General features: G+C 62.5%; 18 protein-coding genes and 2 pseudogenes. 9 read left to right on the forward strand and 11 right to left on the reverse strand.

Going from position 1 to position 25325, the window contains the following annotated elements; genetic code table 11:
- Nucleotides 1-4 precede the first annotated feature (4 nt).
- Both hrpA and ACMGGG_RS05290 read left to right on the forward strand, forming a co-directional pair.
- Entirely contained in the window at nucleotides 5-3910 is a 3906-nt protein-coding gene (hrpA, locus tag ACMGGG_RS05285; RefSeq protein WP_414155001.1) for an ATP-dependent RNA helicase HrpA, read from the forward strand.
- Between the two features lie 211 nt (nucleotides 3911-4121).
- Nucleotides 4122-5243 (forward strand): beta-ketoacyl-ACP synthase III, encoded by a 1122-nt coding sequence (locus ACMGGG_RS05290; RefSeq protein WP_125930473.1) that lies wholly within the window; start codon nucleotides 4122-4124, stop codon nucleotides 5241-5243.
- Nucleotides 5244-5369: 126 nt separating this feature from the next.
- On the opposite strand, the gene ACMGGG_RS05295 is transcribed toward ACMGGG_RS05290, so the two are convergent.
- On the reverse strand, nucleotides 5370-6614 hold the full coding sequence (locus ACMGGG_RS05295) for a putative porin (protein WP_054893302.1): 1245 nt from the start codon (nucleotides 6612-6614) through the stop codon (nucleotides 5370-5372).
- Nucleotides 6615-6878: 264 nt separating this feature from the next.
- Here ACMGGG_RS05295 and ACMGGG_RS05300 point away from each other — a divergent pair, with 264 nt between their 5' ends.
- Nucleotides 6879-8006 (forward strand): GNAT family N-acetyltransferase, encoded by a 1128-nt coding sequence (locus ACMGGG_RS05300; protein WP_063543720.1) that lies wholly within the window; start codon nucleotides 6879-6881, stop codon nucleotides 8004-8006.
- A 121-nt stretch (nucleotides 8007-8127) separates the two neighbouring features.
- On the opposite strand, the gene ACMGGG_RS05305 is transcribed toward ACMGGG_RS05300, so the two are convergent.
- The 4 genes from ACMGGG_RS05305 to ACMGGG_RS05320 are packed head-to-tail and all read right to left on the reverse strand — an operon-like array spanning nucleotide 8128 to nucleotide 12316.
- A complete protein-coding gene (locus ACMGGG_RS05305; protein ID WP_054893300.1) occupies nucleotides 8128-9960 on the reverse strand; it encodes an ABC transporter ATP-binding protein in 1833 nt (610 codons plus the stop codon).
- 55 nt (nucleotides 9961-10015) lie between these two features.
- Nucleotides 10016-10573, reverse strand: a complete 558-nt coding sequence (locus ACMGGG_RS05310; RefSeq protein ID WP_063543722.1) for a peptidylprolyl isomerase — start codon at nucleotides 10571-10573, stop codon at nucleotides 10016-10018.
- Nucleotides 10567-11379, reverse strand: a complete 813-nt coding sequence (locus ACMGGG_RS05315; RefSeq protein ID WP_063543724.1) for an alpha/beta fold hydrolase — start codon at nucleotides 11377-11379, stop codon at nucleotides 10567-10569. Before ACMGGG_RS05315 ends, ACMGGG_RS05310 begins: the two co-directional genes overlap by 7 nt.
- Nucleotides 11380-11392: 13 nt before the next feature.
- On the reverse strand, nucleotides 11393-12316 hold the full coding sequence (locus ACMGGG_RS05320; protein WP_054893297.1) for a LysR family transcriptional regulator: 924 nt from the start codon (nucleotides 12314-12316) through the stop codon (nucleotides 11393-11395).
- A gap of 49 nt (nucleotides 12317-12365) precedes the next feature.
- Here ACMGGG_RS05320 and ACMGGG_RS05325 point away from each other — a divergent pair, with 49 nt between their 5' ends.
- Both ACMGGG_RS05325 and ACMGGG_RS05330 read left to right on the forward strand, forming a co-directional pair.
- Nucleotides 12366-12680, forward strand: coding sequence for a 3-phosphoglycerate kinase (locus ACMGGG_RS05325; RefSeq protein WP_414155002.1), 315 nt, complete (start codon nucleotides 12366-12368; stop codon nucleotides 12678-12680).
- Between the two features lie 110 nt (nucleotides 12681-12790).
- Nucleotides 12791-13390, forward strand: a complete 600-nt coding sequence (locus ACMGGG_RS05330; RefSeq protein ID WP_414155003.1) for an FMN-dependent NADH-azoreductase — start codon at nucleotides 12791-12793, stop codon at nucleotides 13388-13390.
- 102 nt (nucleotides 13391-13492) lie between these two features.
- On the opposite strand, the gene ACMGGG_RS05335 is transcribed toward ACMGGG_RS05330, so the two are convergent.
- On the reverse strand, nucleotides 13493-14380 hold the full coding sequence (locus ACMGGG_RS05335) for a LysR family transcriptional regulator (RefSeq protein ID WP_063543728.1): 888 nt from the start codon (nucleotides 14378-14380) through the stop codon (nucleotides 13493-13495).
- 263 nt (nucleotides 14381-14643) lie between these two features.
- On the opposite strand from ACMGGG_RS05335, the gene ACMGGG_RS05340 reads away from it, so the two are divergent.
- The 3 genes from ACMGGG_RS05340 (at nucleotide 14644) to ACMGGG_RS05350 (ending at nucleotide 17832) form a co-directional block, all read left to right on the forward strand.
- Nucleotides 14644-15693 carry an NAD(P)H-dependent flavin oxidoreductase gene (locus tag ACMGGG_RS05340; protein WP_414155004.1) on the forward strand — a complete coding sequence of 350 codons (1050 nt, stop codon included), beginning with the start codon at nucleotides 14644-14646 and terminating at the stop codon, nucleotides 15691-15693.
- Between the two features lie 320 nt (nucleotides 15694-16013).
- A complete protein-coding gene (locus ACMGGG_RS05345; RefSeq protein WP_054893292.1) occupies nucleotides 16014-16889 on the forward strand; it encodes a carboxylate/amino acid/amine transporter in 876 nt (291 codons plus the stop codon).
- Nucleotides 16890-16896: 7 nt separating this feature from the next.
- A complete protein-coding gene (locus tag ACMGGG_RS05350) occupies nucleotides 16897-17832 on the forward strand; it encodes an AEC family transporter (RefSeq protein ID WP_065861469.1) in 936 nt (311 codons plus the stop codon).
- Between the two features lie 223 nt (nucleotides 17833-18055).
- Here the strand turns inward: ACMGGG_RS05350 and ACMGGG_RS05355 are convergent, their stop codons facing one another.
- The 4 genes and pseudogenes from ACMGGG_RS05355 to ACMGGG_RS05370 form a co-directional block, all read right to left on the reverse strand.
- Nucleotides 18056-18850: a substrate-binding domain-containing protein gene (locus ACMGGG_RS05355; RefSeq protein WP_063543736.1), complete on the reverse strand. Its 795-nt coding sequence runs from the start codon at nucleotides 18848-18850 to the stop codon at nucleotides 18056-18058.
- Between the two features lie 207 nt (nucleotides 18851-19057).
- Nucleotides 19058-20305 (reverse strand): arsenic transporter, encoded by a 1248-nt coding sequence (locus ACMGGG_RS05360; protein ID WP_063543738.1) that lies wholly within the window; start codon nucleotides 20303-20305, stop codon nucleotides 19058-19060.
- Nucleotides 20306-20312: 7 nt separating this feature from the next.
- Nucleotides 20313-21558, reverse strand: a pseudogene (locus ACMGGG_RS05365) (MFS transporter).
- A 424-nt stretch (nucleotides 21559-21982) separates the two neighbouring features.
- Nucleotides 21983-22495 (reverse strand): annotated as a pseudogene (locus ACMGGG_RS05370) (mechanosensitive ion channel family protein); the annotation flags it as partial.
- A 202-nt stretch (nucleotides 22496-22697) separates the two neighbouring features.
- Between ACMGGG_RS05370 and ACMGGG_RS05375 the strand changes: the two are divergent.
- Complete coding sequence (locus ACMGGG_RS05375) at nucleotides 22698-24128, forward strand: hypothetical protein (RefSeq protein WP_414155006.1); 1431 nt, start codon at nucleotides 22698-22700, stop codon at nucleotides 24126-24128.
- A gap of 73 nt (nucleotides 24129-24201) precedes the next feature.
- Here the strand turns inward: ACMGGG_RS05375 and ACMGGG_RS05380 are convergent, their stop codons facing one another.
- Nucleotides 24202-25191 (reverse strand): taurine catabolism dioxygenase TauD, encoded by a 990-nt coding sequence (locus ACMGGG_RS05380; RefSeq protein WP_414155007.1) that lies wholly within the window; start codon nucleotides 25189-25191, stop codon nucleotides 24202-24204.
- Nucleotides 25192-25325 lie beyond the last annotated feature (134 nt).

The raw sequence follows: 25325 nt of genomic DNA on the forward strand, positions 1-25325 counted from the left end.
CCCCATGACTGACCACGCCATCGACAAACTGCTGCAAAACCTCGACCACGCCATGATCGCCGACCGCCATCGCCTGCGGCGGCAACTGCACGAGCTGCGCAAGCGCCCCGACGAGGGCAAGCTGGCGCAGTGGGTGGAGAAGGTACAGGCGTCCTGCGCCCAGGTCACCGCGCGCCAGCAGAGCGTGCCGAGCATCCGCTACGACGACAGCCTGCCCATCGCCGCCAAGCGCGACGAGATCAAGAAAGCCCTGGCCGAGCACCAGGTGCTGGTGATCGCCGGCGAAACCGGTTCGGGCAAGACCACCCAGTTGCCGAAGATCTGCCTGGAACTGGGCCGCGGCAGTCATGGCCTGATCGCCCATACCCAGCCACGCCGGATCGCCGCGCGCAGCGTGGCGACGCGGGTTGCCGAAGAGCTCGGCACACCCCTTGGGGCGCTGGTCGGTTACCAGGTGCGCTTCGAGGACCAGAGCGACTCCAACACCCTGGTCAAGCTGATGACCGACGGTATCCTGCTGGCCGAAACCCAGCACGACCGCTTCCTCGAACGCTACGACACGATCATCGTCGACGAAGCCCACGAGCGCAGCCTGAACATCGATTTCCTGCTCGGCTACCTCAAGACCCTGCTGCACCGGCGCCCCGACCTCAAGCTGATCATCACCTCGGCGACCATCGACCTGGAGCGCTTCTCCAAGCACTTCGATGGCGCGCCGATCATCGAGGTGTCCGGCCGTACCTACCCGGTGGACACCTGGTACCGCCCGCTGACCAGCGAGCAGGACGAGGAGGGCAACCAGGTCGAGGACGACCTCACGGTCGACCAGGCGATCCTCGCCACGCTGGATGAAATCGCCCAGCACGAACGCAGCCAGGGCAAGGGCCCGGGCGATGTGCTGGTGTTCCTGCCCGGCGAACGCGAGATTCGCGATGCCGCCGAGATCCTGCGCAAGGCGCAGCTGCGCCACACCGAGATCCTGCCGTTGTACGCGCGCCTGACCCCGGCCGAGCAGCAGAAAATCTTCCAGTCCCACAGTGGCCGACGCGTGGTGCTGGCGACCAACGTTGCCGAAACCTCGCTGACCGTGCCAGGCATCCGCTACGTGATCGACAGCGGTACCGCGCGCATCAGCCGCTACAGCTACCGCGCCAAGGTCCAGCGCCTGCCCATCGAGGCGGTGTCGCAGGCCAGCGCCAACCAGCGTAAAGGCCGTTGCGGGCGGGTCGAGCCGGGTATCTGCATCCGCCTCTACAGCGAGGATGATTTCAACGGCCGCCCGGCCTTCACCGACCCTGAGATCCTGCGCACCAACCTGGCGGCGGTGATCCTGCAGATGCTCCACCTGCGCCTGGGCGAGATCGACGCGTTTCCGTTCATCGAGCCGCCGGATGGCAAGGCCATCAGCGACGGCTTCAACCTGTTGCAGGAGCTCTCGGCGGTCAACCGCGAGAACCAGCTCACGCCGCTGGGCCGCCAGTTGGCGCGCCTGCCGATCGACCCGCGGTTGGGCCGCATGCTGCTCGAAGGTGCCCGCCAGGGCAGCCTGCAGGAAGTGCTGATCGTCGCCAGTGCGCTGTCGGTACAAGACCCGCGCGAGCGTCCGCCGGAGCGCCAGCAGGCCGCTGACCAGGCGCACGCGCAGTGGAAAGATGTCGATTCGGACTTCGCCGCGCTGGTCAACCTGTGGCGCGGCTTCGAGGAGCAGCGCCAGGCGCTGACCGCCAATCCGCTGCGCAACTGGTGCCGCAAGAACTTCCTCAGCTACCTGCGCCTGCGCGAGTGGCGTGATGCGCACCGCCAGCTGTCGCTGATCTGCCGTGACCTGCAGTTGGCGGTGAACAAGGATGCCTCCGATTACCAGCGCATGCATAAGGCGATCCTCAGCGGTCTGCTCAGCCAGATCGGCCACAAGACCGAAGAGGGTGATTACCAGGGCGCGCGCCAGCGGCGCTTCTGGGTGCACCCTTCGTCCGGCATCGGCCGCAAGCGCCCGCAGTGGGTGATGGCGGCCGAGCTGGTGGAAACCACCAAGCTGTATGCGCGCATGGTCGCCAAGATCGAGCCGGACTGGATCGAGCCGCTGGCCGGGCACCTGATCAAGAAGAACCATTTCGAGCCGCACTGGGAGAAGAAGCGCGGGCAGGTGGTCGCCTATGAACAGATCACGCTGTATGGGTTGATCCTGGTCGGTCGACGCCCGGTGCACTTCGGCCCGATCGATCCGGTGACCTCGCGCGAGCTGTTCATCCGCGAGGGGCTGGTCGGTGGCGAGATCCAGTCCAGGGCCAAGTGCCTGTCGGCCAACAAGCGCCTGCTCGAGCAGCTCGATGAGCTGGAGGCCAAGGCCCGCCGTCGTGACATCCTGGCCGACGAAGAGACGCTGTACGCCTTCTACGAGGCGCGCCTGCCGGATGAGATTCACCAGACCGCGACCTTCGACAGCTGGTATCGGATGAACAGCCAGAAGGACGCCAACCTGCTGATCATGCGCGAAGAGGACGTGCTCGCCCGTGAGGCCAGCGAAGTCACCGCCGCGCAGTACCCGGACCACCTGCAGGTGGGCGACCTGCGCCTGCCGCTGAGCTATCACTTCGAACCCAATCATCCACGCGACGGTGTCACCGTCCGGGTGCCGGCGCCCTTGTTGCCGAACCTGCCGGGCGAACGCCTGGAGTGGCTGGTGCCGGGGCTGCTGGAGGCCAAGTGCGTGGCCCTGGTGCGCAATCTGCCCAAGGCCTTGCGCAAGAACTTCGTGCCGGTGCCGGACTTCGTCAAGGCGGCGTTGTCGCGCATGACCTTCGGCCAGGGCGCCTTGCCGCAGGCCTTGGGCCAGGAACTGCTGCGTATGACCGGGGCGCGCGTCTCGGACGAGGCGTGGGCCGAATCGGCGGGGCAGGTCGAAGGACACCTGCGCATGAACATCGAAGTGGTCGATGGCCAGGGCAAGTTCCTCGGCGAAGGCCGCGACCTGGCCGAGCTGACCGCGCGCTTCGTCGCTGCCAGCCAGGCCGCGCTGGCGTTGCCACGTAGCGAGAAAACCGAACAGCCGGTGCAGGCCAAGGCCTTCGCCCAGGTGGCGCAGACTGCCCAGCAGAAGATCGCCGGCCTTTCGCTGACGGTGTATCCGGCACTGGTGGAAGACAACGGCGCGGTGCGCGAGGGGCGTTTCTCGACCCAGGCCGAAGCTGAATTCCAGCACCGCCGCGCGCTGCAGCGCCTGTTGCTGCAACAGCTGGCCGAGCCTGCCAAGTTCCTGCGCGGCAAGCTGCCGGGGCTGACCGAGCTGGGGCTGCTGTACCGCGAGCTGGGCCGGGTCGAGTCGCTGGTCGAGGATATCCTGCTGGCCAGCCTCGACAGCTGTGTACTCGAAGGCGAGACGCCACTGCCGCGCGACGGCGCCGCGCTGGCCTCGCTCGCCGAACGCAAGCGTGGCGACTGGGCCGAGCATGCCGAGCGGCTGGCGCGCCAGACCCTGGAAGTGCTCAAGCTGTGGCATGGCCTGCAGAAGCGCTTCAAGGGCAAGATCGACCTGAGCCAGGCGGTGGCACTGAACGATATCAAGCAGCAACTGGGCAACCTGGTGTACCCAGGCTTCGTGCGCGAGACGCCGGCGCAGTGGTTCAAGGAACTGCCGCGCTATCTGAAGGCCATCGAGTTGCGCCTGGAGAAGCTGGGCTCGCAGGTGCAGAAGGACCGGGTCTGGAGCGGCGAGCTGGGCAACCTGTGGACGCAGTACAAGACCCGCGCCGACAAGCATGCCCAGGAGGGCAAGCGTGACGCCGAACTGACCCTGTATCGCTGGTTGCTGGAGGAATACCGGGTGTCGCTGTTCGCGCAGCAGTTGGGGACGAAAGTGGCGGTTTCCGATAAGCGATTGAGCAAGCAGTGGAGTTTGGTGGAAGCCTAAATTCCCTGAGTTGTGGCAATATTGGTGCAATTTGGGCCGCGTTGCGGCCCATCGCATGGCAACCCCGCTCTCACTTTGTGGGAGCGGGCTTGCCCCGCGATCGAGGGCGCAGCCCTCGCTGACGATCTCAAGTTGGCACTAAAGTGCCATTAATCACAGCCCATCCCGGCCAACGCCCGCCAGGCGCAGGCCACAGACCAGAGGAACGACCGTGCACAACGTCGTGATCAGCGGCACCGGCCTGTATACCCCGGCCCAGAGCATCTCCAACGAAGAACTGGTGGAATCCTTCAACACCTGGTCGCAACAGTTCAACACAGACAACGCCGCCGCCATCGAGCGTGGCGAGGTCGAGCCGGCGCCGCTGTCCGACGCGGCGTTCATCGAAAAGGCGTCGGGCATCAAGAGCCGCTTCGTCATGGACAAGGCCGGCATCCTCGACCCGCAGCGCATGAAGCCACGCCTGCCGGAGCGCTCCAATGACGAGTACTCCATTCTTTGCGAAATGGCCGTGGCTGCAGCCCGCCAGGCGCTGGAGCGCGCCGGTCGTACCGCTGCCGACGTCGATGGGGTGATCGTCGCCTGTTCCAACCTGCAGCGCGCCTATCCTGCGATCGCCATCGAGGTGCAGCAGGCCTTGGGCATCCAGGGCTTCGGCTTCGACATGAACGTGGCCTGCTCCTCGGCCACCTTCGGCATCCAGAACGCCGCCAACAGCATCCAGCTCGGCCAGGCCCGGGCGATCCTGATGGTCAACCCGGAGATCTGCACCGGCCACCTGAACTTCCGTGACCGCGACAGCCACTTCATCTTTGGTGATGCCGCCACTGCCGTGTTGCTCGAGCGCGCCGACCAGGCGACATCGAAGCATCAGTTCGACATCGTCAGCACCAAGCTGCTGACCTCGTTCTCCAACAATATCCGCAACAACTTCGGCTTCCTCAACCGTGCGGCGGAGGAGGGTGAAGGCACCCGCGACAAGCTGTTCGTGCAGGAAGGGCGCAAGGTGTTCAAGGAAGTCTGCCCGATGGTCGCCGAGCTGATCGGCAAGCACCTGGCCGAGAACGACCTGCAGCCGTCCGACGTCAAGCGCTTCTGGCTGCACCAGGCCAACCTGAGCATGAACCACCTGATCGTCAAGAAGCTGCTGGGACGTGAGGTGAGCGAGCAGGAGGCACCGGTGATTCTCGACCGTTATGCCAACACCAGTTCGGCCGGCTCGGTGATTGCCTTCCACCTGTACCAGGATGACCTGGAGCAAGGATCGGTGGCGGTGCTGAGCTCGTTCGGGGCGGGGTATTCGATTGGCAGTGTGATTCTGCGCAAGCGCTGATAACGGCTGCGGCCTTTTCGCGGGCTTGCCCGTGAAAAGGCCGCTGTATTTTCAGCAGACGAAAAAAAGCGGGAAGCGCCGGATGGGGTCGGCACTTCCCGCTGAGCTACGCAGGGGAGCGTTCTTTTAGAACTTGGCTTCCAGGTCGACCTGCAGGGTGTCGACGTCCGCGTCGGTGTTCGGCAGCTGCGAACGGTCGGTCTTGGCCATCAGGTAAGCCGCGCCGACAGCGAAGTTCTTGTCGATTTCGTAACCGACCTTGAACTTGTGACCACGATTACCGGTGAAGCCGTTGCCGAAGTCGGAGTCGGTGAAGGCGCTGACCACAGCGTTGCGCTGTACGTCGCGGTAGTTGTAGTCCAGGCTCCAGGCGCCGAGCTTGGTCTTCACACCCGCCAGCCAGGCCTTGTCTTCGCCGTCGGTGCTGTCGGTGTTCTTCACGTACTGACCGTAGGCGGCCAGCGGGATGGCGAAGCCGGTGAAGTCGATCTGACCGAAGCCTTCCACCAGGTTGAACTCGGTGGTGGTGTTGCCGAACTGACGCAGAGCGGCAGATTCCTTGTCGTTGTCGTAGCCGTAGATGCTGCCGCCAACGGTGACCTTGAGGGTATCAGCCGGTGCGAAGCGAGCACCCAACTGGCCGTGGTACAGCTGGGCGTCGTGCTTGAACTGCACGCCGTCGCCGTCGACGTTGTCCTTGAGGGTGTACTGACCGGCGCTACCGAACAGCTCGGCGCCGCCCAGGTTGGTCTTGTAGGTGACAGCCACACCTTCAGGGTTCAGGTCGCTATCCCAGATGATGTCGCCCATGCTCACCCAAGGCTGCTGCATCTTGCCGCCGATCAGGTGCAGGTTCGGGATGGCGGTCGGGTGCCAGTCGAGGTAGGCCAGGTCGACCCACAGCGATTTCTTTTCGAAGTAGTTATCCAGGCTCTGGTTGGTCGAGCGGCCATCGGCGCTGCTGCCGGTGGCGATACGCACGCCAGCGTCGACCTGCGGGTTGATTTCGCTGTAGAAGCCGACGCGGGCACGGACGCGCTCGCGGTCCTGGTTGCCGCTGCCGCTGCGTGGGTTGTCGACGTTGACGTCTTCGTAACGCAGGCGCACGTCACCCTTGATCTGGGTCTTGGCGGCCCATGCCACTTTCTGTTCGAAGGAGCTCAGGCGCTCGGACTGTGCCTTCTGGTCGGCCTTTTCCTTGGTTTCTTTTGCCAGATCGGCCTGCAGTTCGCTGTACTGCGCCTGGTTGATCGAGCCGTTGGCGCGGAGCATTTCGAGCAGCTTGGCGTCGACTGCAGCACTGGCCGGGGCGCTCAGGGCCAGCATCATGCCGGTGAGGCTAACTCCGGTAAGTGTAGAAACAAGACGCATAAGGTTCTCCCTATTGGAAAATTGTGGGGAGGCTTTTGTGCGCCCACCCCCAAGTTGGCATGTCTCCGGAAAAGGCCTGACTAGACAGGTTCTCGGCATCCGAAAAACAGGCGCAAGTATTGCGAGGGGGGATTACAGAATAATGTCTATTTAGTGGCACTGCTGTTAAGTAATTACTCACATGGTTATAAGAACAGTCATCGTCATTTGAGCGATCCGGCGCCTTTGGCGATACTGGCGACCTGTGTTCAGGGAGCCGACGTCGTGACCAGCCTCTACAGCCTTGCCCACCTGCGTGATCTGCCGGCACTGTCCTGGGACGCGCTGGTGCCTGCCGGCCAGCCGTTCCTCAGCCATGCTTTTCTCAGTGCGCTGGAAGACAGCGTTAGCGTCAGCCGCCAGACCGGCTGGGCCGCCGAGCACCTGGTGCTGGAGCGTGACGGCGAGGTGCGGGCGTTACTGCCGGCCTACCGTAAATGGCATTCGTTCGGTGAGTACGTGTTCGACCATGGCTGGGCCGATGCCTGTGAGCGTGCGGGTATCGCCTATTACCCCAAGCTGCTCGGGGCAGTGCCGTTCAGCCCGGTCAGCGGGCCGCGCCTGCTGAGCGCGGACCCCGCTGACGCCCTGCTGTTGTTGCAGGCGTTGCCGGAGTACCTGGTCAAGGGTGAGCTGTCCGGTGCGCACATCAACTTCACCGACAGCAGCCTGGACGAGCAGATGCTCGCCCAGCCGGGCTGGATGGAGCGCCTGGGCTGCCAGTTCCACTGGCGCAACCGTGGTTACCGGGACTTTCAGGACTTTCTCGACACCCTCAGTTCGCGCAAGCGCAAGCAGATGCGCAAGGAGCGCGAACAGGTGGCCGGGCAGGGCATCGACTTCCAGTGGCTGCGTGGCGATGAGCTTGACCAGGCGCGCTGGGATTTCGTCTACCGCTGCTATGCCAACACCTATGCGGTGCGGCGACGTGCGCCCTACCTGACCCGCGAGTTCTTCAGCCTGTTGGCCGAGCGCATGCCCGAGGCGCTGCGGGTGGTGGTCGCACGGCAGAACGGCCGCGACGTGGCCATGGCCTTGAGCCTGGTCGGCGGCGACAGTTTCTATGGTCGCTACTGGGGCTGCCTGGACGAATTCGACCGCCTGCATTTCGAGACCTGCTTCTACCAGGGCATGGATTATGCGATTGCCGAAGGGTTGCAGCGGTTCGACGCCGGGGCCCAGGGGGAGCACAAGCTGATTCGCGGATTCGAGCCGGTGCTGACGCGCTCGTGGCATTACCTGCTGCACCCGGGGTTGCGGCGGGCAGTGGACGAGTTCCTGGCGCAGGAGCGGGACGGGGTAAGGGAGTATGCGCTGCAGGCGCGGGAGATGCTGCCGTATCGGCGGGGTTGAGTGGGGTTTGTGTCGGCCCTATCGCGGGGCAAGCCCGCTCCCACAGGTACCGCGTTGCACTGACGGACAGCGCGGTACCTGTGGGAGCGGGTTTACCCGCGAAAAGGCCCTTGAGGCGATATCAATCGACTCCGACGAACCCGCCCGTCTGGTGATGCCACAACCGGGCGTACAACCCCTGCTGAGCCAGCAGCTCGGCATGGCTGCCGCTCTCGACGATACGCCCCTTCTCCAGCACCACCAGCCGATCCATCCGGGCGATGGTCGACAGGCGGTGCGCGATGGCGATCACGGTCTTGCCCTGCATCAGGGTTTCAAGGCTCTCCTGGATCGCCGCCTCGACTTCCGAGTCCAGCGCCGAGGTCGCCTCGTCCATGATCAGGATCGGCGCGTTCTTCAGCAGCACGCGGGCAATGGCGATGCGCTGGCGCTGGCCGCCGGAGAGCTTGACCCCACGCTCGCCCACATGGGCGTCGAAGCCGGTGCGGCCCTGGGCGTCGGACAACTGCGGGATGAACTCGTCAGCCCTCGCGCGGCGCACCGCCTCCCAGACTTCCTCGTCGCTCGCGTCCGGCCTGCCATACAGCAGGTTGTCGCGGATCGAGCGGTGCAGCAGCGAGGTGTCCTGGGTGATCATGCCGATCTGCGCACGCAGGCTGGCCTGGTTGACCTGGGCGATATCCTGGCCATCGATGAGGATGCGTCCGCCCTGCACGTCGTACAGGCGCAGCAGCAGGTTGACGAGCGTGGACTTGCCCGCGCCGGACGGGCCGATCAGGCCGATCTTCTCGCCCGGGCGAATATCCAGGTTCAGCCCATCGATGACCTTGCCACCCTTGCCGTAGTGGAAATCCACATCGTCAAAGCGCACACCGCCACGGCTGACTTTCAATGCCGGGGCATTGGGCGTGTCGGTGACCGAAACCGGCTGGGCGATGGTCTGCAGGCCATCCTGGACCATGCCGATGTTCTCGAAGATGCCGTTGACCACCCACATGATCCAACCGGACATGTTGACGATACGGATCACCAGGCCGGTGGCCAGGGCAATGGCGCCGACGCTGATCAGCGACTGGCTCCACAACCACAGTGCCAGGCCAGTGGTGGCGACCACCAGCAGGCCGTTGAGGGTGGTGATGACCACATCCATGCTGGTGATGACCCGTGAAGCCAGTTGCGTCTTCTCGGTCTGCTCGCTGATCGCTTCGCGGGCGTACTGCTGTTCGTAGTCGGTGTGGGCGAACAGCTTGAGGGTGGCGATGTTGGTGTAGCCATCGACGATCCGCCCCATGAGCTTGGAGCGTGCGTCAGACGACACCACCGAGCGTTCCTTGACCCGTGGCACGAAGTAGTAGAGCGCGGCGATATAGCCGACGATCCATACCAGCAGCGGAATCATCAGGCGCCAGTCGGCCTCGGCGAACAGCACCAACGAGCTGATCGCGTAGATCAGCACGTGCCATAGCGCATCCACCGCCTGCACCGCCGAGTCGCGCAGCGAGTTGCCGGTCTGCATGATGCGCTGGGCGATGCGCCCGGCGAAGTCGCTCTGGAAGAAGTTCAGGCTCTGCTTGAGCACATAGGTGTGGTTCTGCCAGCGGATCAGGCTGGTCATTCCCGGGTTGATGGTCTGGTGCACCAGCAGGTCGTGCAGGCCGAAGAACACCGGCCGCAGCACCAGCACGACCACCAGCATCCAGATCAGCTCGGTGCTGTGCTCGCTGAAGAAGTTGACGTTGGGCGTGCCCTGGGCCAGGTCGATGATCCGGCTCAGGTAGCTGAACAAGGCCACCTCGATCAGCGAGGCGACCAGGCCGACCACCAGCAAGGCGAGAAAGCTCGGCCAGACCTGACGCAGGTAGTACAGGTAGAACGGCCAGACCGTGCTCGGCGGCGCCTCGCTGGGCGCCTCACGGAAAATGTCGATCAGTTGCTCGAAGCGACGGTACAGCATGGAAACTCCTGTTGATCCCGCTCGCGGGCGGCTTCACATCCTGTGAGACCCGCGATCAGTCGATACGTTTGGCCGACTTGATGTAGACCGGATCGGCCGGTACATCGCGCATGCCTTTCTTGACCGTGGTGGGGGAGTTGACGATCTGGTCGACCACCTCCATGCCCTTGGTCACCTTGCCGAATACGGCGTAGCCGGCGTCACGGCCGGGGTTGAGGAAGTCGTTGTCGGCCACGTTGATGAAGAATTGGCTGGTCGCCGAGTTAGGATTCGAGGTGCGCGCCATCGACAGCGTGCCACGGGTATTCTGCAGGCCGTTGCTGGCTTCGTTGCGGATCGGATCCTTGGTGCTCTTCTGCACCATCTGATCGGTGAAGCCGCCGCCCTGGACCATGAAGCCCGGGATCACGCGGTGGAAGATGGTGTTGTTGTAGAAGCCGCTGTCGACGTACGCCAGGAAGTTCTTCGTGCTGATCGGCGCTTTTTCGGCGTTCAGTTCGATCTCCACCTGGCCGAAGCTGGTGTCCAGCAGCACGTGAGGGGTCTTGTCGGAGGCCATGACACTGGCGGCGAAGGCGAACGAGCAGGCGGTGAGCAGGAGTTTCTTCAGCATGGGCTCAATGATCCTTGAGAGGTGGATGCGGCTGCGAGAAAGCGCAGCAGGGTCTGGTTGAAGACCTCGGGTTGGTCCAGGGGCGTAGCGTGCCGCGAATCCTCGATGACCGCCAGTGTCGCGTGGGGCATCAGGGCAACGTAGCGTTCTTTCTGTTGTATCGGGGTGTAGTCGTGGTCGGCGGCAATCACCAGCGTCGGACACTGGATCTGCCCAATGCGTTCCTGCACGCCCCAGTCGACGATGGCGTCGAAGCTCTTGAGATAGGCGCGCTTGTCGTTGCGCGCCCAGCGCTCGGCCATCTTGCGCCGCAGTTCGCCTTGTTCGGGCTTGGGAAACAGGCGCGCGGCCAGGCCCTGGCCGACCGTCTCGACGCTGAGCAGGCGTGCCAGACTCCAGCGCTTGGCCCACCAGATCCAGTGTTCGAGATTGTGGCGCTTGACCTCGGGGGCGCTGTTGACGATGCACAGGCTGCGCAGCCACTGCGGATGGTCGACGGCAAACTGAAAGCCGACCATGCCGCCCATGGACAAGCCCACGAAGTGCACCGGGCCAGTGTTTAGATGGTCGAGCAAGGCCAGCAAGTCTTCGCTGAAGGTCTTGATCTGGTAGCCGTGGCGAGGCTTGGCCGACTGGCCGTGGCCGCGGATGTCCATCAGGATCACCCGATAGTGACGGCTCAGCTCGGGGACCTGCAGTTCCCAGTCCTGGCTGCTCGAACCGAGCCCGTGCAGCAGTACCAGGGGCTCGCCCTGGCCATGTTCCTCATGGTGCAGCAGGCATCCGTCACGTTCGAAACAGGCCATGGGCGCGGTCCTCTCAGGCTTGCGGGGGGGCTGCGAAGGGCACGTCCAGTGGCGCGGTGTCGAAATTGCGCAGCAGCTCGATGAGGATCTGCGTGGCCGGACCCAAGGTCTTTTCCTTGCTCGAGTAAAGGTAGAACAGCGGGTGGCGACTGCCACCCTGATCGAGCGGCAGAGGCTTTAGCAGGCCCTCGCGCAGCTCGCGTTCGATCATGTGCCGGGGCAGCCAGGCAAAGCCCAGGCCACTGCCGACGAAGGTCGCCGCGGTGCCCAGGCTGCCGACGGTCCAGCGTTGTTCGGCACCGAGCCAACCAACGTCGCGTGGCTGGCTGCGGCCAGAGTCGCGGATCACCACTTGCAACTGGCTTTCCAGGTCCTGGAACGTGATCTCTCGGCCCAGGCGGTGCAGGCTGTGCTCGGGGTGGGCGACGGCGACGAACTCCACCGCGCTCAGCTCGGCGCCCAGATAGCCGGGAATGTTGAAGCTGCTGATGGCAAGGTCGGCGATGCCTTCGTGCAGTACTTCCTCGACCCCGGACAGCACTTCTTCACGCAGGCGCACCCGGCAGCCGCGGCTTTGCGGCATGAAGGCGCTGAGCGCACGCACCAGGCGGGCGCTGGGGTAGGCGGCATCGACCACCAGGCGCACTTCGGCCTCCCAGCCCTGTTCCATGTGGTGAGCCAGGTCTTCGAGCTGGCTGGCTTGCTTGACCAGTTGCCGCGAGCGACGCAGCAGCACGCTGCCGGCCTCGGTCAGTACCGCCTTGCGCCCGTCGATGCGCAGCAGCGGCACACCCAGTTGCTCCTGCATGCGTGCCACGGTGTAGCTCACCGAGGATTGCGAGCGGTGCAGGGCTTCGGCGGCCTGGGCGAAGCCGCCGTGATCGACGACCGCCTGCAGGGTTCGCCACTGATCCAGGGTCACGCGCGGCGCTTTCATCTTCGGCTCCTGTTGTCCTAAGCTGCGCTCACTACAAGGAGAGCGCGAAATGAAGAAATGGTTTGCGGTACTGCTGACGTCCCTGCCCCTGAGCGCCATGGCCTATCCGATCGATGTGCAAAAGGAGATCGAAGGGGTCAAGCTCGACTACACCGCGTACGACACCGCCTACGACATCGGCAGCATCAGCCTGAACAACTATGGACAGGTGCCGGCTGCCTGCAAGGTCAACATGCGCAACGGCCCGGAAGCACCCAGGGTGCGTCGGGTCAATGTGCCGGCCGGCAAGAGCGTCGACGTCACTGCCAAGTTCAACCGGCAGATCATCAAGCTGCGCATCGACCTGAGCTGCAAACCTGAATAAAACAGATTAATCGATAGATTGGTCCCACTTTTTACGCTTTTTTATCGATAGGTCAAGCCTTAATCTCGCCTCCATTGAATCGCAACCCTTTTTGCCGATGGAGGCACCCCATGTCCCGCGTACTGATCATCGAAAGCAGCGCCCGCCAGCAGGATTCCGTTTCCCGTCAACTGACCCGCGACTTCATCCAGCAGTGGCAAGCGGCGCATCCTGCCGACGAGATCAAGGTACGCGACTTGGCGGTCAACCCGGTGCCGCACCTGGACGCCAACCTGCTCGGTGGCTGGATGAAACCCGAGGAACAGCGCAGCGCGGCTGAAATCGAAGCGCTGGCCCGTTCCAACGAGCTGACCGATGAGTTGCTGGCCGCCGACGTACTGGTGATGGCTGCGCCCATGTACAACTTCGCCATCCCCAGCACCCTCAAGGCCTGGCTCGACCACGTGCTGCGTGCCGACATCACCTTCAAGTACACCCCGACCGGGCCGCAGGGGCTGCTCAACGGCAAGCGTGCGATCGTCCTGACTGCGCGTGGCGGCATCCATGCCGGCGCCACCAGCGATCACCAGGAACCCTACCTGCGCCAGGTGATGGCCTTCATCGGTATCCACGAGGTGAACTTCATTCACGCCGAGGGCCTGAACATGAGTGGCGACTTCCACGAGAAGGGGCTGAACCAGGCCAAGGCGAAGCTGGCCGCAGTGGCTTGAAGCGCGAGGCATCCACGAATTCCCAACCCTGACACCTGTTGCTCCTTTGGGTGTATGTGCCCGGTCATGTGCATGACCGGGTTTTTTTTGCGCGCAAAACTCTCAGTGCAGATCCGCCACTTCCCTGCGCTGCTGCGCCATCTCCATGAAGGCGCTCATCGCCGAAGTCGGCAGCGAATCCTGGCGACGGATGAACACCGTGGACACGCGAGAGAATTCCGCGGGCAGTTCATGGCAGCGAAGCGCATGGCGCACGCTGCAGTTCTGCGTCACCGACCTGGGTAACAGGGTCACGCCCATTCCGGCCGACACGCAGGTAAGGATGCCATCCAGGGTGCCCATTTCCATGATCTGGTTGGGCACCAGGCCAACCCGGTAGAACCAGTTCTCCAAGGTGGAGCGGTAGAAGCAGCCGCTGCGAAACACCAGCACTGTCTGCGAGAGCATTCGCCCCATCAAGCTGTCGAGCGAATCGAACTGGTCGCTGCTGACCAGCACCAATTCCTCGCAGAACACCTCTTGCTGGGCAAGCATCGGATTCTGGTGAAACCCTCCGACGAAAGCGCCATCGATCCGGTGGGACTCGATGGCCTTGATCAGTTCGGCAGTGGTGCCGGTAAGCAACGACAGTTGCACATCGGGATGCTGCTCGCGGTAGCGGGTGAGGATCTTCGGCAGGCGAATGGCGGCGGTGGTCTCCATCGAGCCCAGGCGCAGCGGGCCGTTGGGTACGCCGGTATCGAGCAGGGCGCTGCGGCTTTCTTCGGTCAGTTGCAGGATGCGCCGGGCATACCCGAGAAACGTCTCGCCCGCGGCCGTGAGCACGACGCCGGACTTTCTGCGGATGAACAGCTCGCGGTTGAGCTCCGCCTCGAGCTCCTTGATGCGCATGGTCACGTTGGATTGCACGGTGTTGATCCTGGCTGCGGCCGCGGTAAAACTGCCCAGGTCGGCCACGGCGCAGAAGATCTTCAACTGGCGCATTTCCATGAGGTCTACCTATCACTGATTATGATTGATGGCATGTTTATGCATCATTTCATGCACGGTTATCCAGTGGCTTGGGGGCAACCGGTCCCGTCTGCTGCTTCATGATCAGTGATGGAACTCATCATTTATCATCATTTGTGAAAATCCATGGGTGCGCTTAAGGTCAACCCTGGGCTCGCTCCACGCCAACGGACACGCGCGCCCGCCATGAGCCACCCGCCGTCGCCTGCGCTGCGATGAGCAATCCATGATGAGCAACCTCCATGACCACTGACATCCAGGCTTTGCTGAACGTGCGTTTCCCCATCATCCAGGCGCCCATGGCGGGCGTTTCTACGCCAGCGCTGGCGGCGGCGGTATCGAATGCGGGTGGCTTGGGGTCGATCGCGATCGGCGCGTGCTCGGTCGAGCAGGCTCGCCAGTCCATACGCGAAACCTTCGCGCTGACCCAAGAATCGTTCAACGTGAATCTGTTCTGCCACCGCCCGGCGCTGCGAGATGACGTGCGCGAGAATGCCTGGCTGCAAGCGCTCGAAGCGTCCTTTGCCGAGTTCCAGGCCCAGCCGCCGCAGAGCCTGCGGGAAATCTATCGCTCGTTCGTCGAAGACCCCGAGATGCTGCAGATGCTGCTGGAAGAAAAACCGGCAGTGGTGAGCTTTCATTTCGGTCTGCCGCCGCAGTCGTTCATCGAGGCGCTCAAGGCGGCCGGTATCGTGCTGCTGGCCTGCGTGACCAATGTGGAGGAGGCGCTGCAGGTACAGCGAGCCGGGGTCGATGCACTGATCGCCCAGGGTTACGAAGCGGGCGGCCACCGCGGGATCTTCGACCAGGATCATGATGATCGATTGAGCACCCTGGCACTCGTACGCCTGCTGGCTGATCACGTTCAACTGCCGATCATCGCGGCCGGCGGGATCATGGACGGCGCAGACATCGCCCAGGCGTTCGCGCAGGGCGCCTGTGCGGCGCAGTTGGGTACAGCGTTCTTGCTATGCCCGGAGTCGGCGGCCAACGCGGCCTATCGTGAGGCGCTGACCGGGCCTCGGGCGCGGCAGACGCAGATCACCAGCGCAATTTCCGGGCGGCCTGCGCGGGGCATGGTCAACCGCGCGTTCGAGGTGGCGAGCGCTGCGGGCGTGCCGGATTATCCCCGCGCCTACGATGCCAACAAGGCGCTCAATAGCGTGGCGACTGCCCAGGGCTGCAGTGACTTCGCCGCACAATGGGCCGGTACCGGCGCCCACCGGGCGCGCGCGATGCCGGCAGCGCAGTTGGTCGAAGTGCTGATGGCCGAGCTCGACGCGCAGCGCTGACAGGCAAGCTCTGGCTGGAGCAACTGTCTTTTTCAAAATCCAAAGACCAGCCCAATCCCTGTAGGAGCGGCGGTTCGGCGCTCCGACTTGCCCGCGAAAAGGTCGCCGCGGTGGATGGCACCGGCTCCGCCGGTGTTCGCGGGCAAGCCCGCTCCTACAAAGGCGCTGTGGCACTCACGGATGTGAGTTGCGGGAGCGGGCTGGTCCCGCGAACACCAGCACAACCGGTGCCATCCACCGCCGCATCTTCATCTTCCTCCCGGTTGCCCAGAACACCCCGTACCCGCTAAGGTCGCCGCCTTGATCCACGAGAGGCAACCATGGGCTACCTGATTATCGTCGCGCTGATCCAGGCGTTTTCCTTCAGCCTGATCGGCGAATACCTGGCCGGCCATGTCGACAGCTACTTCGCCGTGCTGGCCCGGGTACTGCTGGCAGGGCTGGTGTTCCTGCCGCTGACCCGCTGGCGCCAGGTCGAACCGCGCTTCATGCGCTCGATGCTGCTGATCGGCGCGCTGCAGTACGGCATCACCTATGTCTGCCTGTACCTGAGCTTTCGCGTGCTCACCGTGCCTGAGGTGCTGCTGTTCACCATCCTCACCCCGCTGCACGTCACCCTCATCGAAGATGCACTGAACCGCCGCTTCAACCCTTGGGCGCTGCTTGCGGCGCTGGTCGCGGTGGCCGGCGCAGCGGTGATCCGCTTCGACAGCATCAGCGGCGAGTTCTTCATGGGCTTCCTGCTCCTGCAACTGGCCAACTTCACCTACGCCGCCGGGCAGGTCCTGTACCGTCACCTGATCGCCCGCCACCCCAGCGACCTGCCGCACTACAAGCGCTTTGGCTACTTCTACCTGGGCGCGCTGATCGTCGTGCTGCCGGCCTTCCTGCTGTTCGGCAACGCCCAGCACCTGCCGAGCACCGACGTGCAATGGCTGGTGCTGCTGTTCCTCGGCCTGTGCCCGACCGCGCTGGGGTTGTATTGGTGGAACAAGGGCGCCTGCCTGGTTTCCGGCGGCACCCTGGCGGTGATGAACAACCTGCACGTGCCGGTGGGCCTGCTGCTCAACCTGCTGATCTGGAACCAGCACGAGCCGTTGGGGCGCTTGTTCATCGGCGGTGCGGTGATCCTCGCCTCGGTGTGGCTGAGCCGCCTGGGCGACCGCCGCAGCCCGGCGCTGGCCGGCAAGGCCTGAGGCGCCCATGCATACCATCCTGGTCATCGTCGCGCCGATCTTCGCCCTGATCCTGGTCGGCTACCTATGCCGCAAGACCGGCAAGCTCGGCGAACAGGCCGCCGCCGAAATCAACCGCATGGTGGTCTGGCTGTGCCTGCCGGCGCTGCTGTTCAAGGTGACCGCCACCGCGACCTGGAGCGAAATCTGGCACCCCGGCTTCATCGTCGCCTTCGGTGCCGGCGCGCTGGCAATGTTCTTCATCACCCTCGCTTGGCGCCTGTTCAGCGGCCACAGCCTGGTGGCCTCGAGCATCGATGGCTTGAGTGCAGGCTATGCCAACACCGGCTACATCGGCATCCCGCTGTGCCTGTTGCTGTTCGGCCAGCCAGGGTTGCAACCGGCGTTGATCTCGTCGCTGATCGTGGTCTGCCTGGTGTTCGCGATTTCCCTGACCCTGATCGAGATCGGCCTGCAGGAAGAACGCCAGATCGGCCGCGCCGTAATGCTGGTGGCCAAGGCACTGGCGAAGAACCCGCTGGTGATTTCGCCACTGGCCGGCGCCGCCTGGGCCATGTCCGGCCTGGGCCTGGCCGAGCCGGTGATGCACTTTCTCGACATGCTCGCCCTGGCCACCACGCCTTGCGCGCTGGTGTCGCTGGGGGCATTCCTGGCGCAGAAACGCAGCGGCGCGCAGGCCAGCCCCTGGCCGCTGGTGGGGCTCAAGCTGGTCGGGCAACCGGCGCTGACCTGGGTGCTGGCCTTCAAGGTGTTCAGCCTGCCGACCATGTGGGCGACCTCGGCGGTGCTGCTGGCGGCGCTGCCGACCGGGACCGGGCCGTTCATGCTGGCGGAGTACTACAACCGCGAGGCGGGGCTCATTTCGCGCACCATCCTGCTGTCGACGGTGGCTTCGCTGCTGACCCTGACCGGGCTCATGTACCTGCTGGGTGTGGCGGGCTGACTGCTACGAAATGATCGCGGTACAAGCCCGCGTCTGTAGGAACGGCCGAGGATATGGGCCATTCAGCGAGTCTATGCGGCCAACTGAAACAGGGTTGAAGGCGAGCGGCGGCTTGCGGGTCGTGACGGAATGCTCTCGACCCAAAGCCGACACTCGCGCAGCGAAGGCCGAGGCAAGACCGTCGTGTCTTGCGTAGCCGGGTTGTCAATGTCGGCGCGCGTCGTCAGCTTGCTGCATGAGGTAGCGGCGTCAAGCCACTATCTTTGATCGCTGCGTCGGCTTCTGGTGAGGCCAGGTAATCGAGCAGCGCCTGGGCTGCGGCGTGATGCTGGCTCTTGTTGACGACAGCGCCCGAATACAGGGTCATTTTCTGCGCTTCTGCCGGGATCAGACCAACGATGTCGATACCTTTTACTGGCTTAAGCTCACTGAGCTGTTGAAAGCCGATCTGTGCTTGGCCGCGAGCGATCACTGCGCCTACGGGCTCGGCAGGTATCATGTGAGCCTTGGATTCGAACTGTTCACCAAGCTGCATGCGAGGGAACAGCGTCTTGGAAAGATATACCCCGCTTGCGCTGTCGGAGTAAGCGACAGAGCTGCTATCTTGCAGCACTTTGCGTAAGGTCTGCATGGTGCTTATGTCCGGCTTCGGTTCACCTTTGCGAACGGCCATGGCAATGAAAGATTTCCCGAGATCTATTCGACTCGTTTTGTCGGCTTGTCCACTGGCGACCAAGTTGTCGAGGGCCGAACCAACCATCAGCACAACATCCGCCTGCTCACCACGAGCGAGTCTGTTCGGGATGGCCTGTGGGGTATCCCCCATCGATGGGGCGGCTAGAATTTCCAGCTTCACGCCATATTTCTTCTCATACGCTGGCGCTACTTCCCGGATGGCGCCCATGATCCCGCCGGAACTCAGAACGGTCAGTGTTTCCTTACCGCCGTGTACAACGTCAGCAGCCGAGCAGGCGAATGAAGTGGTTAAGAGGGTGGCACAGAACAGCATTCGGAACATCGGAGCTTTCTCCACAGGTATACGCGCAAAATCCTACCTGGGCGAAGCTCAAAGTTGTGATTAATCAGCGATTAAGAATGTTTTACTTTCTCCCCACCAATGGCATCTACAGGTAGAAAGTTGACCTTCGTGGATGTGCTGTATTCCCCCAAAAAATCGTCTGGGACCGCTCGCCGCCATCAAGTTGCCCTTGCACGGGGCCCGACGCTATAGCGCCAGCAGTGCTGCTGCAAGTGCAGGCGGCATCACCAGCACCCCTAGGCGTAAAAAGTTCCAGGCGCTGACATGCGCCCCTTCGCGACGGATCGCCACCAACCACAAAAGGGTGGCCAGTGATCCGGTAATCGACAGGTTCGGCCCCAGGTCGACGCCGATCAGCAGCGCAGCGGTCACCGGCTGCGGCAGGGCCACCAGCGACCCCATGGACCCGGCCATCAGTCCAGTCGGCAAGTTGTTCATCAGGTTGCTGGCGATGGCCACGCCCACGCCTCCCACCCAACTCGCCCCGATCGTCGAGTCTGCGGCCAGAGCAGCCAGCCCCTGGGCAAGCTGCACTATCAGGCCGGTCTGGGCGACAGCTTCGACCAGTATGAACAAGCCCGCCACCAACGGCAGCACACCCCACGCTACATGGCGTAGCACCGGCATCGGGCTGCGCCGCTGGCGTAAGTGGATCAGTGCTGTGGTTGCCACGCCTGCACAGAAGGTCGGCAGGCCTAGTGCCCGGTCCAGCGCTGAGGCTCCCAGCAGCAGGATTGCGGTGAGCACGATGCCCACTGCGCATAGACGGGCGCCCGGAGACAGCGGCTGGTTATCCACATTCAGGGTCAGCGGTTGGCGGATCTGCCGGCGTTGGGTCAGGCGCAGCACCAGATAGGTCACAGCGATTGCCGCAAGCGATGGCAAACTGAACTGCCTCAGCCACTCCAGTAGCGGGGGCATCTGGCTGCCGAAGACTACCAGGTTGGCCGGATTGGAAATCGGCAGCACGAAACTGGCGGCGTTGGCGATGAAGGCGCAGATCAACAGGTAGGGCAAAGGCTCGGCCTTGGCAGCCTTGCACGCCGCATACACCGCAGGAGTCAACACCACCGCCGTTGCATCGTTGGACAGGAACACGGTGACCAGCGTACCCACCAGAAATACCAGGTCGAACAGCCTTTGCCCCGAACCTCGGGCGTGGCGGACCGCGTAGCGGGCCAGCCAGTCGAACAGCCCCTCCTGGCGTGCAAGCTCGGCCAGTACCATCATGCCGATCAGGAAGAGGTACACGTCGCCGCCTTCGGCCACTGCCGCCAGAGCGCTGCGCGGTGTGATCAGGCCTAGGCCTGTCAGTAGCAGCGCACCGCCCATGGCCCAGACGTATTCCGGGATCCGCCAGGGGCGCAGGATGACTCCGCAGGTTGCCAGAGCGGCTACCGTCCAGATGATCGAGGCGTTTTCGCTGTAAGGCATGAGGCGTCTAGTTTCCGGCAGGGGTAGGCAGGGGCGATGGCGCGACGCCCGGATGAGTCTCCGGCAGCGCCATCAGCACTATTGCGAAGGCGACCGCGGCAATGCCGGCCAAGGTCAGGAATGCCGCATCGTCAGCCGGCTGCTTGAACAACCAGCCCGGCAATCCCAGGGCTGAGCGCAGCGCCCAGTCCGAACACCGCCGTCAGCGCGCCAAGGCTGAAATTGAAGCGCCCGGTGCCTTCGGTCAAGTCCTTGATCACGATCGGGAACAATGCTCCGAAGATGCCTGCGCCGATTCCATCGAGCAATTGCACGCCAACCAGCCAGAATGGATTGTCGGACGCCACGTACAGGGCTCCGCGCAGCGGTAGGATGAAAAAGCCGGCCAGAAGGAACGGCCTGCGCCCCCAGGTCTCGGCCTTTGCCCCCACGAGCAGCGCCATCGGCACCATCACCAACTGCGCTGCGACGATGCAGGCGGATGTGAGTGGAGTGGCCAAGCGCAGGTCGACTTGCGATAGCTTCTGGCTCACCAGCGGCAGCATCGCCGCGTTGGCCAAGTGGAACAACGCGCAGCACACAGCGAATACCAAGAGCGTGCGGTTGTGCAGGAGGACCCTGAACCTGGCAAGGTTTTCAGCACAACCCGGACCATGGACAAGGCCGCGAGCCACCTGGTGGTCGATGGCGGCTGCTGGCACACGCCACATCGCCCCGATGCTGGCTACGGTCATGACCGCCATGAGATAGAACACCACCACCGGGCCGAACAGATACGCCAAGCCACCGGCCAGCAATGCTGAGCAGGCATTGCCCGCATGGTTGAACGTCTCGTTGCGACCCACCCTTCGCGTAAAGGCCTTGGGGCCTGTGATGCCCAGCGAGATGGCAGCAATCGCCGGAGCGAACAGCGAGCCTGCTATGGCACCGATCGTCTGGGTCAAGGCCACCCCGGCGAACGACGAAATCCACGGCAGCAGCAGGCAGCTGCCGGTCACCAGCACGGCGGCGGTCACGACCACCGCGTGTTTGGCTGTCGTGCGGTCAATCAAGGCTCCAGCCGGAGTTTGCGCCACCAGTGCAGCGATGCCTGCCAGGCTCATCACCAGGCCAATGCTCGCCGGCTGCCACTGGTGCACGGCAAGCAGGTAGATGGCGAGGTAGGGCCCGAGTCCGTCACGCACGTCAGCCAGGAAGAAGTTCAGCCAGTCAAGGGCACGGTCGTGCGAAGCGGCGCAGCTTGAGTGTTCCATGGACGCAGTCTCTAAAAACAAGGGGGGAGCGCGATGGGCAGTTACTGGTCGCGCGCAGGGCTGATAAAGCAGCCGTCTGATGCCCATCAGTCCAAAGCACTTCCTGCACTGTAGGCCAGCGCGCCCCTATCTGTACGCGGCTCTGTCGTTGACATAGGGCTTGCTCAAATGGTTCGGCACATGATCGCTCAGCACGCAGATCATTTGCGGTTTAAAAGGGGCAACCGATAAGTGCAGCTACGCGTTGCGCAAGCGAGGTACTGGCAGGGAGGCGCGAGCTGCTATGCGGCTTTTAGGTAGAAACCCAAGAGTTTGAGCTTCCATTGGTTATTGGATGCGGCTTTTCATTGCAGAGGGCCGCTTTGCGGCCCTTTCGCGGGGCAAGTCGGGGCGCCGAACCGCCGCTCTCACAAAGTCAGCGCTTTCAGGCCTCGCTCATCCGCTCAACCCGCGCCGCCAGCCCCGAGCGCATATCACTACCGCTAGGCTGCTGATACAGACTCAAGCCAAACTCCGGCAATACCGCCAGCAAATAATCGAAGATATCCCCTTGGATCCGTTCGTACTCGGCCCACACCGTGGTGCGGGTGAAGCAGTAGATCTCCAGCGGCACACCCTCGGCGCTGGTCTGCATCTGGCGGACCATGCAGGTCATGTTCGGGTGCACGTCGGGGTGGTTCTTCAGGTAGGCCAGGGCGAATGCGCGGAAGGTGCCGATGTTGGTCAGCTTGCGGCGGTTGGCCGAGAGTTCGGCGACCAGGCCCTGGGCTTCGTTCCAGTCGTGCAGCTCCTTGCGCTTGGTGGCCAGGTAGTCGCCGAGCAGGCGCACGCCGCCCAGGCGCTGTTCTTCTTCGAGGGTGAGAAAGCGCACGCCGGTGGCGTCAATGAACAGGCTGCGCTTGATGCGCCGCCCGCCGGACTGCTGCATGCCACGGTATTACAACCGGTAAATTTTCATACTATCTAGACCTTCCCCACAGCCCCACGCAGCTCCTTATCCCCCGAAACGCCCAAAAAACAACCAATCCTCTCATCAACTCAGGTTGCCAACCGAGCATGTCTCCCTGGGCCTTGACCCGATCTCCACAAACTATGTACTAAGTACTAAGCCCAGAGACCCCTACAAGGAGCTACCCCGAATGGAATCACCCAGCAATCCTCCGGCCCTGCCACCAGAGCAGAATCTGAAATCCTTGGTGCCAAAGCCAGCCTCCACAGAGCCCAGCCCACCCCCGTCAGAAGCTCGCCAAACCCCACAGCCCCACCAAGCCCCGTACCCTCAACCTGAAGGCGTGTCAGCTCTTTCACTGGCTCTTAGATCTGCCCTGAAGAACCAGCGCACCCTGTCGCGAGAGGAACGCACCACCTACTTGGGCGCGCTTACATCTGAAAGCCTCGATGCCATAACCCGAGTGGTAGAACAGTATTTACCTTCTCTCAAGCCAGATCTAAGCGCGCTACTCAGTCTTCTAACGGGCGCGTCCCAAACAACTCTCACACCTGAGCAAGCGACTGAGATAAGAGAAATTTATAATCGCACCCATAAAACGGTCTTTCCCGTAAACGATAAGTATCTCTACTGGTGCCACCAGTTTCATGGGCTTTCGGAAGATCACAGCCTGAGATCTATTTCTTGGGATCATCTGAAAAGGCTGGAGGAAGAGTCGTATGCGGATGATGAGCTGAAGGCCCTTGTTCAAGAGCTGAAGTTGTCCTTCGGTCGTGTGAAGGATGTGTCTGATAGCCAAGGCTTGAGGCAGGTGTTTGAATACTACGGCGAGGCTCTTGTATATTCAAAGCTCAGCAAGCACTTCAATACTAAGCGGATCGTGGCCAAGCAGGACTCGATGCCTGACTTCGTTTGCGTTCTACCGGATGGGAAAGCATTCTATGTTGAACTGAAGTCTTTGGATCTCGTACAGGCTCCGCTTCGATCAGATCAGATGCATGAAGATGCGATGAATCAGAATATCGAAATCGAAGACCAACTTCTGCAAGGTAATAAGGTAGCAATGGCAGAAAGGGAGATTGCTCCGTTTAAGCCACCGTTTGATGATGGGTCATACGACCCGCGTTCTTTGTTGTTAGTGATTAATACGTTGATGAAAAAGGCGAGGGGTGCCTTCAAGAAGTCTCAGTTTGCCCAAGGGCCTACTTTTGCTTTCATGCTCTGTGATCGATTGATGATTCCTGGTGGCAACCATAGCGTTGCTCCTCAGTACTTCGAGCGAGGAGGTGATGCCGTAGTGTCTGGTGAACTCTGGAACGCTTGTTTTGCCAAGATGGGTTGGCCAATTTTCAGGATGCCAGACTTTGAGGGTGCTCCAGGGCTGGAAGGCCATATGACTGAGCATGGACTGTTTGTGGATGAGTACGTGAAGTTTCCTACCGGTGCGGTAGTGTTTTCCGAGTTTGGATGGCAGGAGGATACCTTGATGGGTCTCTATGACTCCACGTGGCGACCAAATTCAGATTGGACTGTAGAAGATACTCAAAGCGTGATCCACGTGCTATGCACCGCTTACAACGACGAACGAAACTCGTATGGTCAGTCTGTCGCCATGACCTGATCTTACTGAGTGAAAAAACCGGCCAGCGCTAGGAAATGGAGCGGGATGCCACACACAGCATTCCACTCCTAATTTATGGGTAGAGCTTGAAGGTACTGTCGGGATAGCGCTGTTCAGCCCGCAACTCCCGCGTATCCAGCCCATAGGTACGCAGCAGCCACCGTGAGTCGCCACCTGCCTCGCCGCCCACGACACCGCGTCCATGCAGTCCCACGCGATTGTTCACGAGCAGGATATCGCCAGGTGCAATGATCACCGACGCGGAGCATTCCTGGCAGGCCTGCTCGAAACTCTTGATCGCTTGGCTCGCAAGCTCAGAGTCAAAATCGGTATCTGCCGCACTGTGGCTGTAGCGAATCCAGTGTCCATCCTGGGTTTCGAACAGCAGCTGGATGTCCACCATTACCTCCAGCAGAGGGCTGTCCTTGCCCAAGAGCTTGCGCAGCCCAAGTTTGAAAGTTTTTTGGGGGCGGAGGATGTACTGAGGCTTCGTCAGCTCTTCGATCTCCTCGCTCGTCAGCTTCTGCAGGACAGCTGAGAGGGGCATGACCGTGGTGGCAGTGCTGTTGGGATTACGAAGACCGCTCAGGCAAACGAAGTCAGGGGAAGGTGCTACGCGCTGGTCAAACTCATGCGGCTGTCCTCGAACCGGGAACGACACACCGTCGGTGTGGCCGCGCATTTTGCTCTTTGATTTGTCAGCAAAGTCACCGTCGCCCGGAAGCACCACCAGGTTCACGAACAGGTGGCCGTCATTCTCGGAGCCATAGGAAATGGTGTCCGAATTGAGCGCGGCGAGGCAGACCACTGCGCTGGCCCTGGCGGCGACGGTGGTGGCAATGTCAGGCACGGGGATGAACGCAGTTGGTGTTTCTGGCAGATCGTGAATGTCAAAAACAGCGCGCAGATGGATCAACGGATTCGTCCAAGCACTGCGCTGGACGTCGTGCAGGTCGACGTCGACAGCCGTGAGAGCAGCGATGACCTGGGGTAACAGGTGGGCGCCAAGCTGCACTGGATTGTCGAGCGCTGCGAGGCAGGATTCGAGCGAGTTATCGTGCATCCATTGGCTCACTGAACCTCGGATAGCCTTGGAAAAATGAGCGTCGATCAATTGTGTCCCTACCGTCGCGAGTGATATAAAGATGATATACAAGCGCCTTTGGGCGCGCCACTGCTTCCGTCCAGATGCCCCGA

This window comes from Pseudomonas sp. BNK-44-b, assembly GCF_047456245.1.
Lineage (GTDB): Bacteria > Pseudomonadota > Gammaproteobacteria > Pseudomonadales > Pseudomonadaceae > Aquipseudomonas > Aquipseudomonas machongensis.

Excerpts from the sequence above, each read along its gene's own strand:
- ACMGGG_RS05355 (WP_063543736.1), bottom strand. The coding sequence starts at position 18,850 with ATGTTCCGAATGCTGTTCTGTGCCACCCTCTTAACCACTTCATTCGCC.
- ACMGGG_RS05345 (WP_054893292.1), top strand. The coding sequence starts at position 16,014 with ATGGGCTACCTGATTATCGTCGCGCTGATCCAGGCGTTTTCCTTCAGC.
- ACMGGG_RS05325 (WP_414155002.1), top strand. The coding sequence starts at position 12,366 with ATGAAGAAATGGTTTGCGGTACTGCTGACGTCCCTGCCCCTGAGCGCC.
- ACMGGG_RS05320 (WP_054893297.1), bottom strand. The coding sequence starts at position 12,316 with ATGAAAGCGCCGCGCGTGACCCTGGATCAGTGGCGAACCCTGCAGGCG.
- ACMGGG_RS05295 (WP_054893302.1), bottom strand. The coding sequence starts at position 6,614 with ATGCGTCTTGTTTCTACACTTACCGGAGTTAGCCTCACCGGCATGATG.
- ACMGGG_RS05380 (WP_414155007.1), bottom strand. The coding sequence starts at position 25,191 with ATGCACGATAACTCGCTCGAATCCTGCCTCGCAGCGCTCGACAATCCA.
- ACMGGG_RS05310 (WP_063543722.1), bottom strand. The coding sequence starts at position 10,573 with ATGCTGAAGAAACTCCTGCTCACCGCCTGCTCGTTCGCCTTCGCCGCC.
- ACMGGG_RS05375 (WP_414155006.1), top strand. The coding sequence starts at position 22,698 with ATGGAATCACCCAGCAATCCTCCGGCCCTGCCACCAGAGCAGAATCTG.
- ACMGGG_RS05360 (WP_063543738.1), bottom strand. The coding sequence starts at position 20,305 with ATGCCTTACAGCGAAAACGCCTCGATCATCTGGACGGTAGCCGCTCTG.
- ACMGGG_RS05305 (WP_054893300.1), bottom strand. The coding sequence starts at position 9,960 with ATGCTGTACCGTCGCTTCGAGCAACTGATCGACATTTTCCGTGAGGCG.
- ACMGGG_RS05335 (WP_063543728.1), bottom strand. The coding sequence starts at position 14,380 with ATGGAAATGCGCCAGTTGAAGATCTTCTGCGCCGTGGCCGACCTGGGC.
- ACMGGG_RS05330 (WP_414155003.1), top strand. The coding sequence starts at position 12,791 with ATGTCCCGCGTACTGATCATCGAAAGCAGCGCCCGCCAGCAGGATTCC.
- ACMGGG_RS05350 (WP_065861469.1), top strand. The coding sequence starts at position 16,897 with ATGCATACCATCCTGGTCATCGTCGCGCCGATCTTCGCCCTGATCCTG.
- ACMGGG_RS05340 (WP_414155004.1), top strand. The coding sequence starts at position 14,644 with ATGACCACTGACATCCAGGCTTTGCTGAACGTGCGTTTCCCCATCATC.
- hrpA (WP_414155001.1), top strand. The coding sequence starts at position 5 with ATGACTGACCACGCCATCGACAAACTGCTGCAAAACCTCGACCACGCC.
- ACMGGG_RS05315 (WP_063543724.1), bottom strand. The coding sequence starts at position 11,379 with ATGGCCTGTTTCGAACGTGACGGATGCCTGCTGCACCATGAGGAACAT.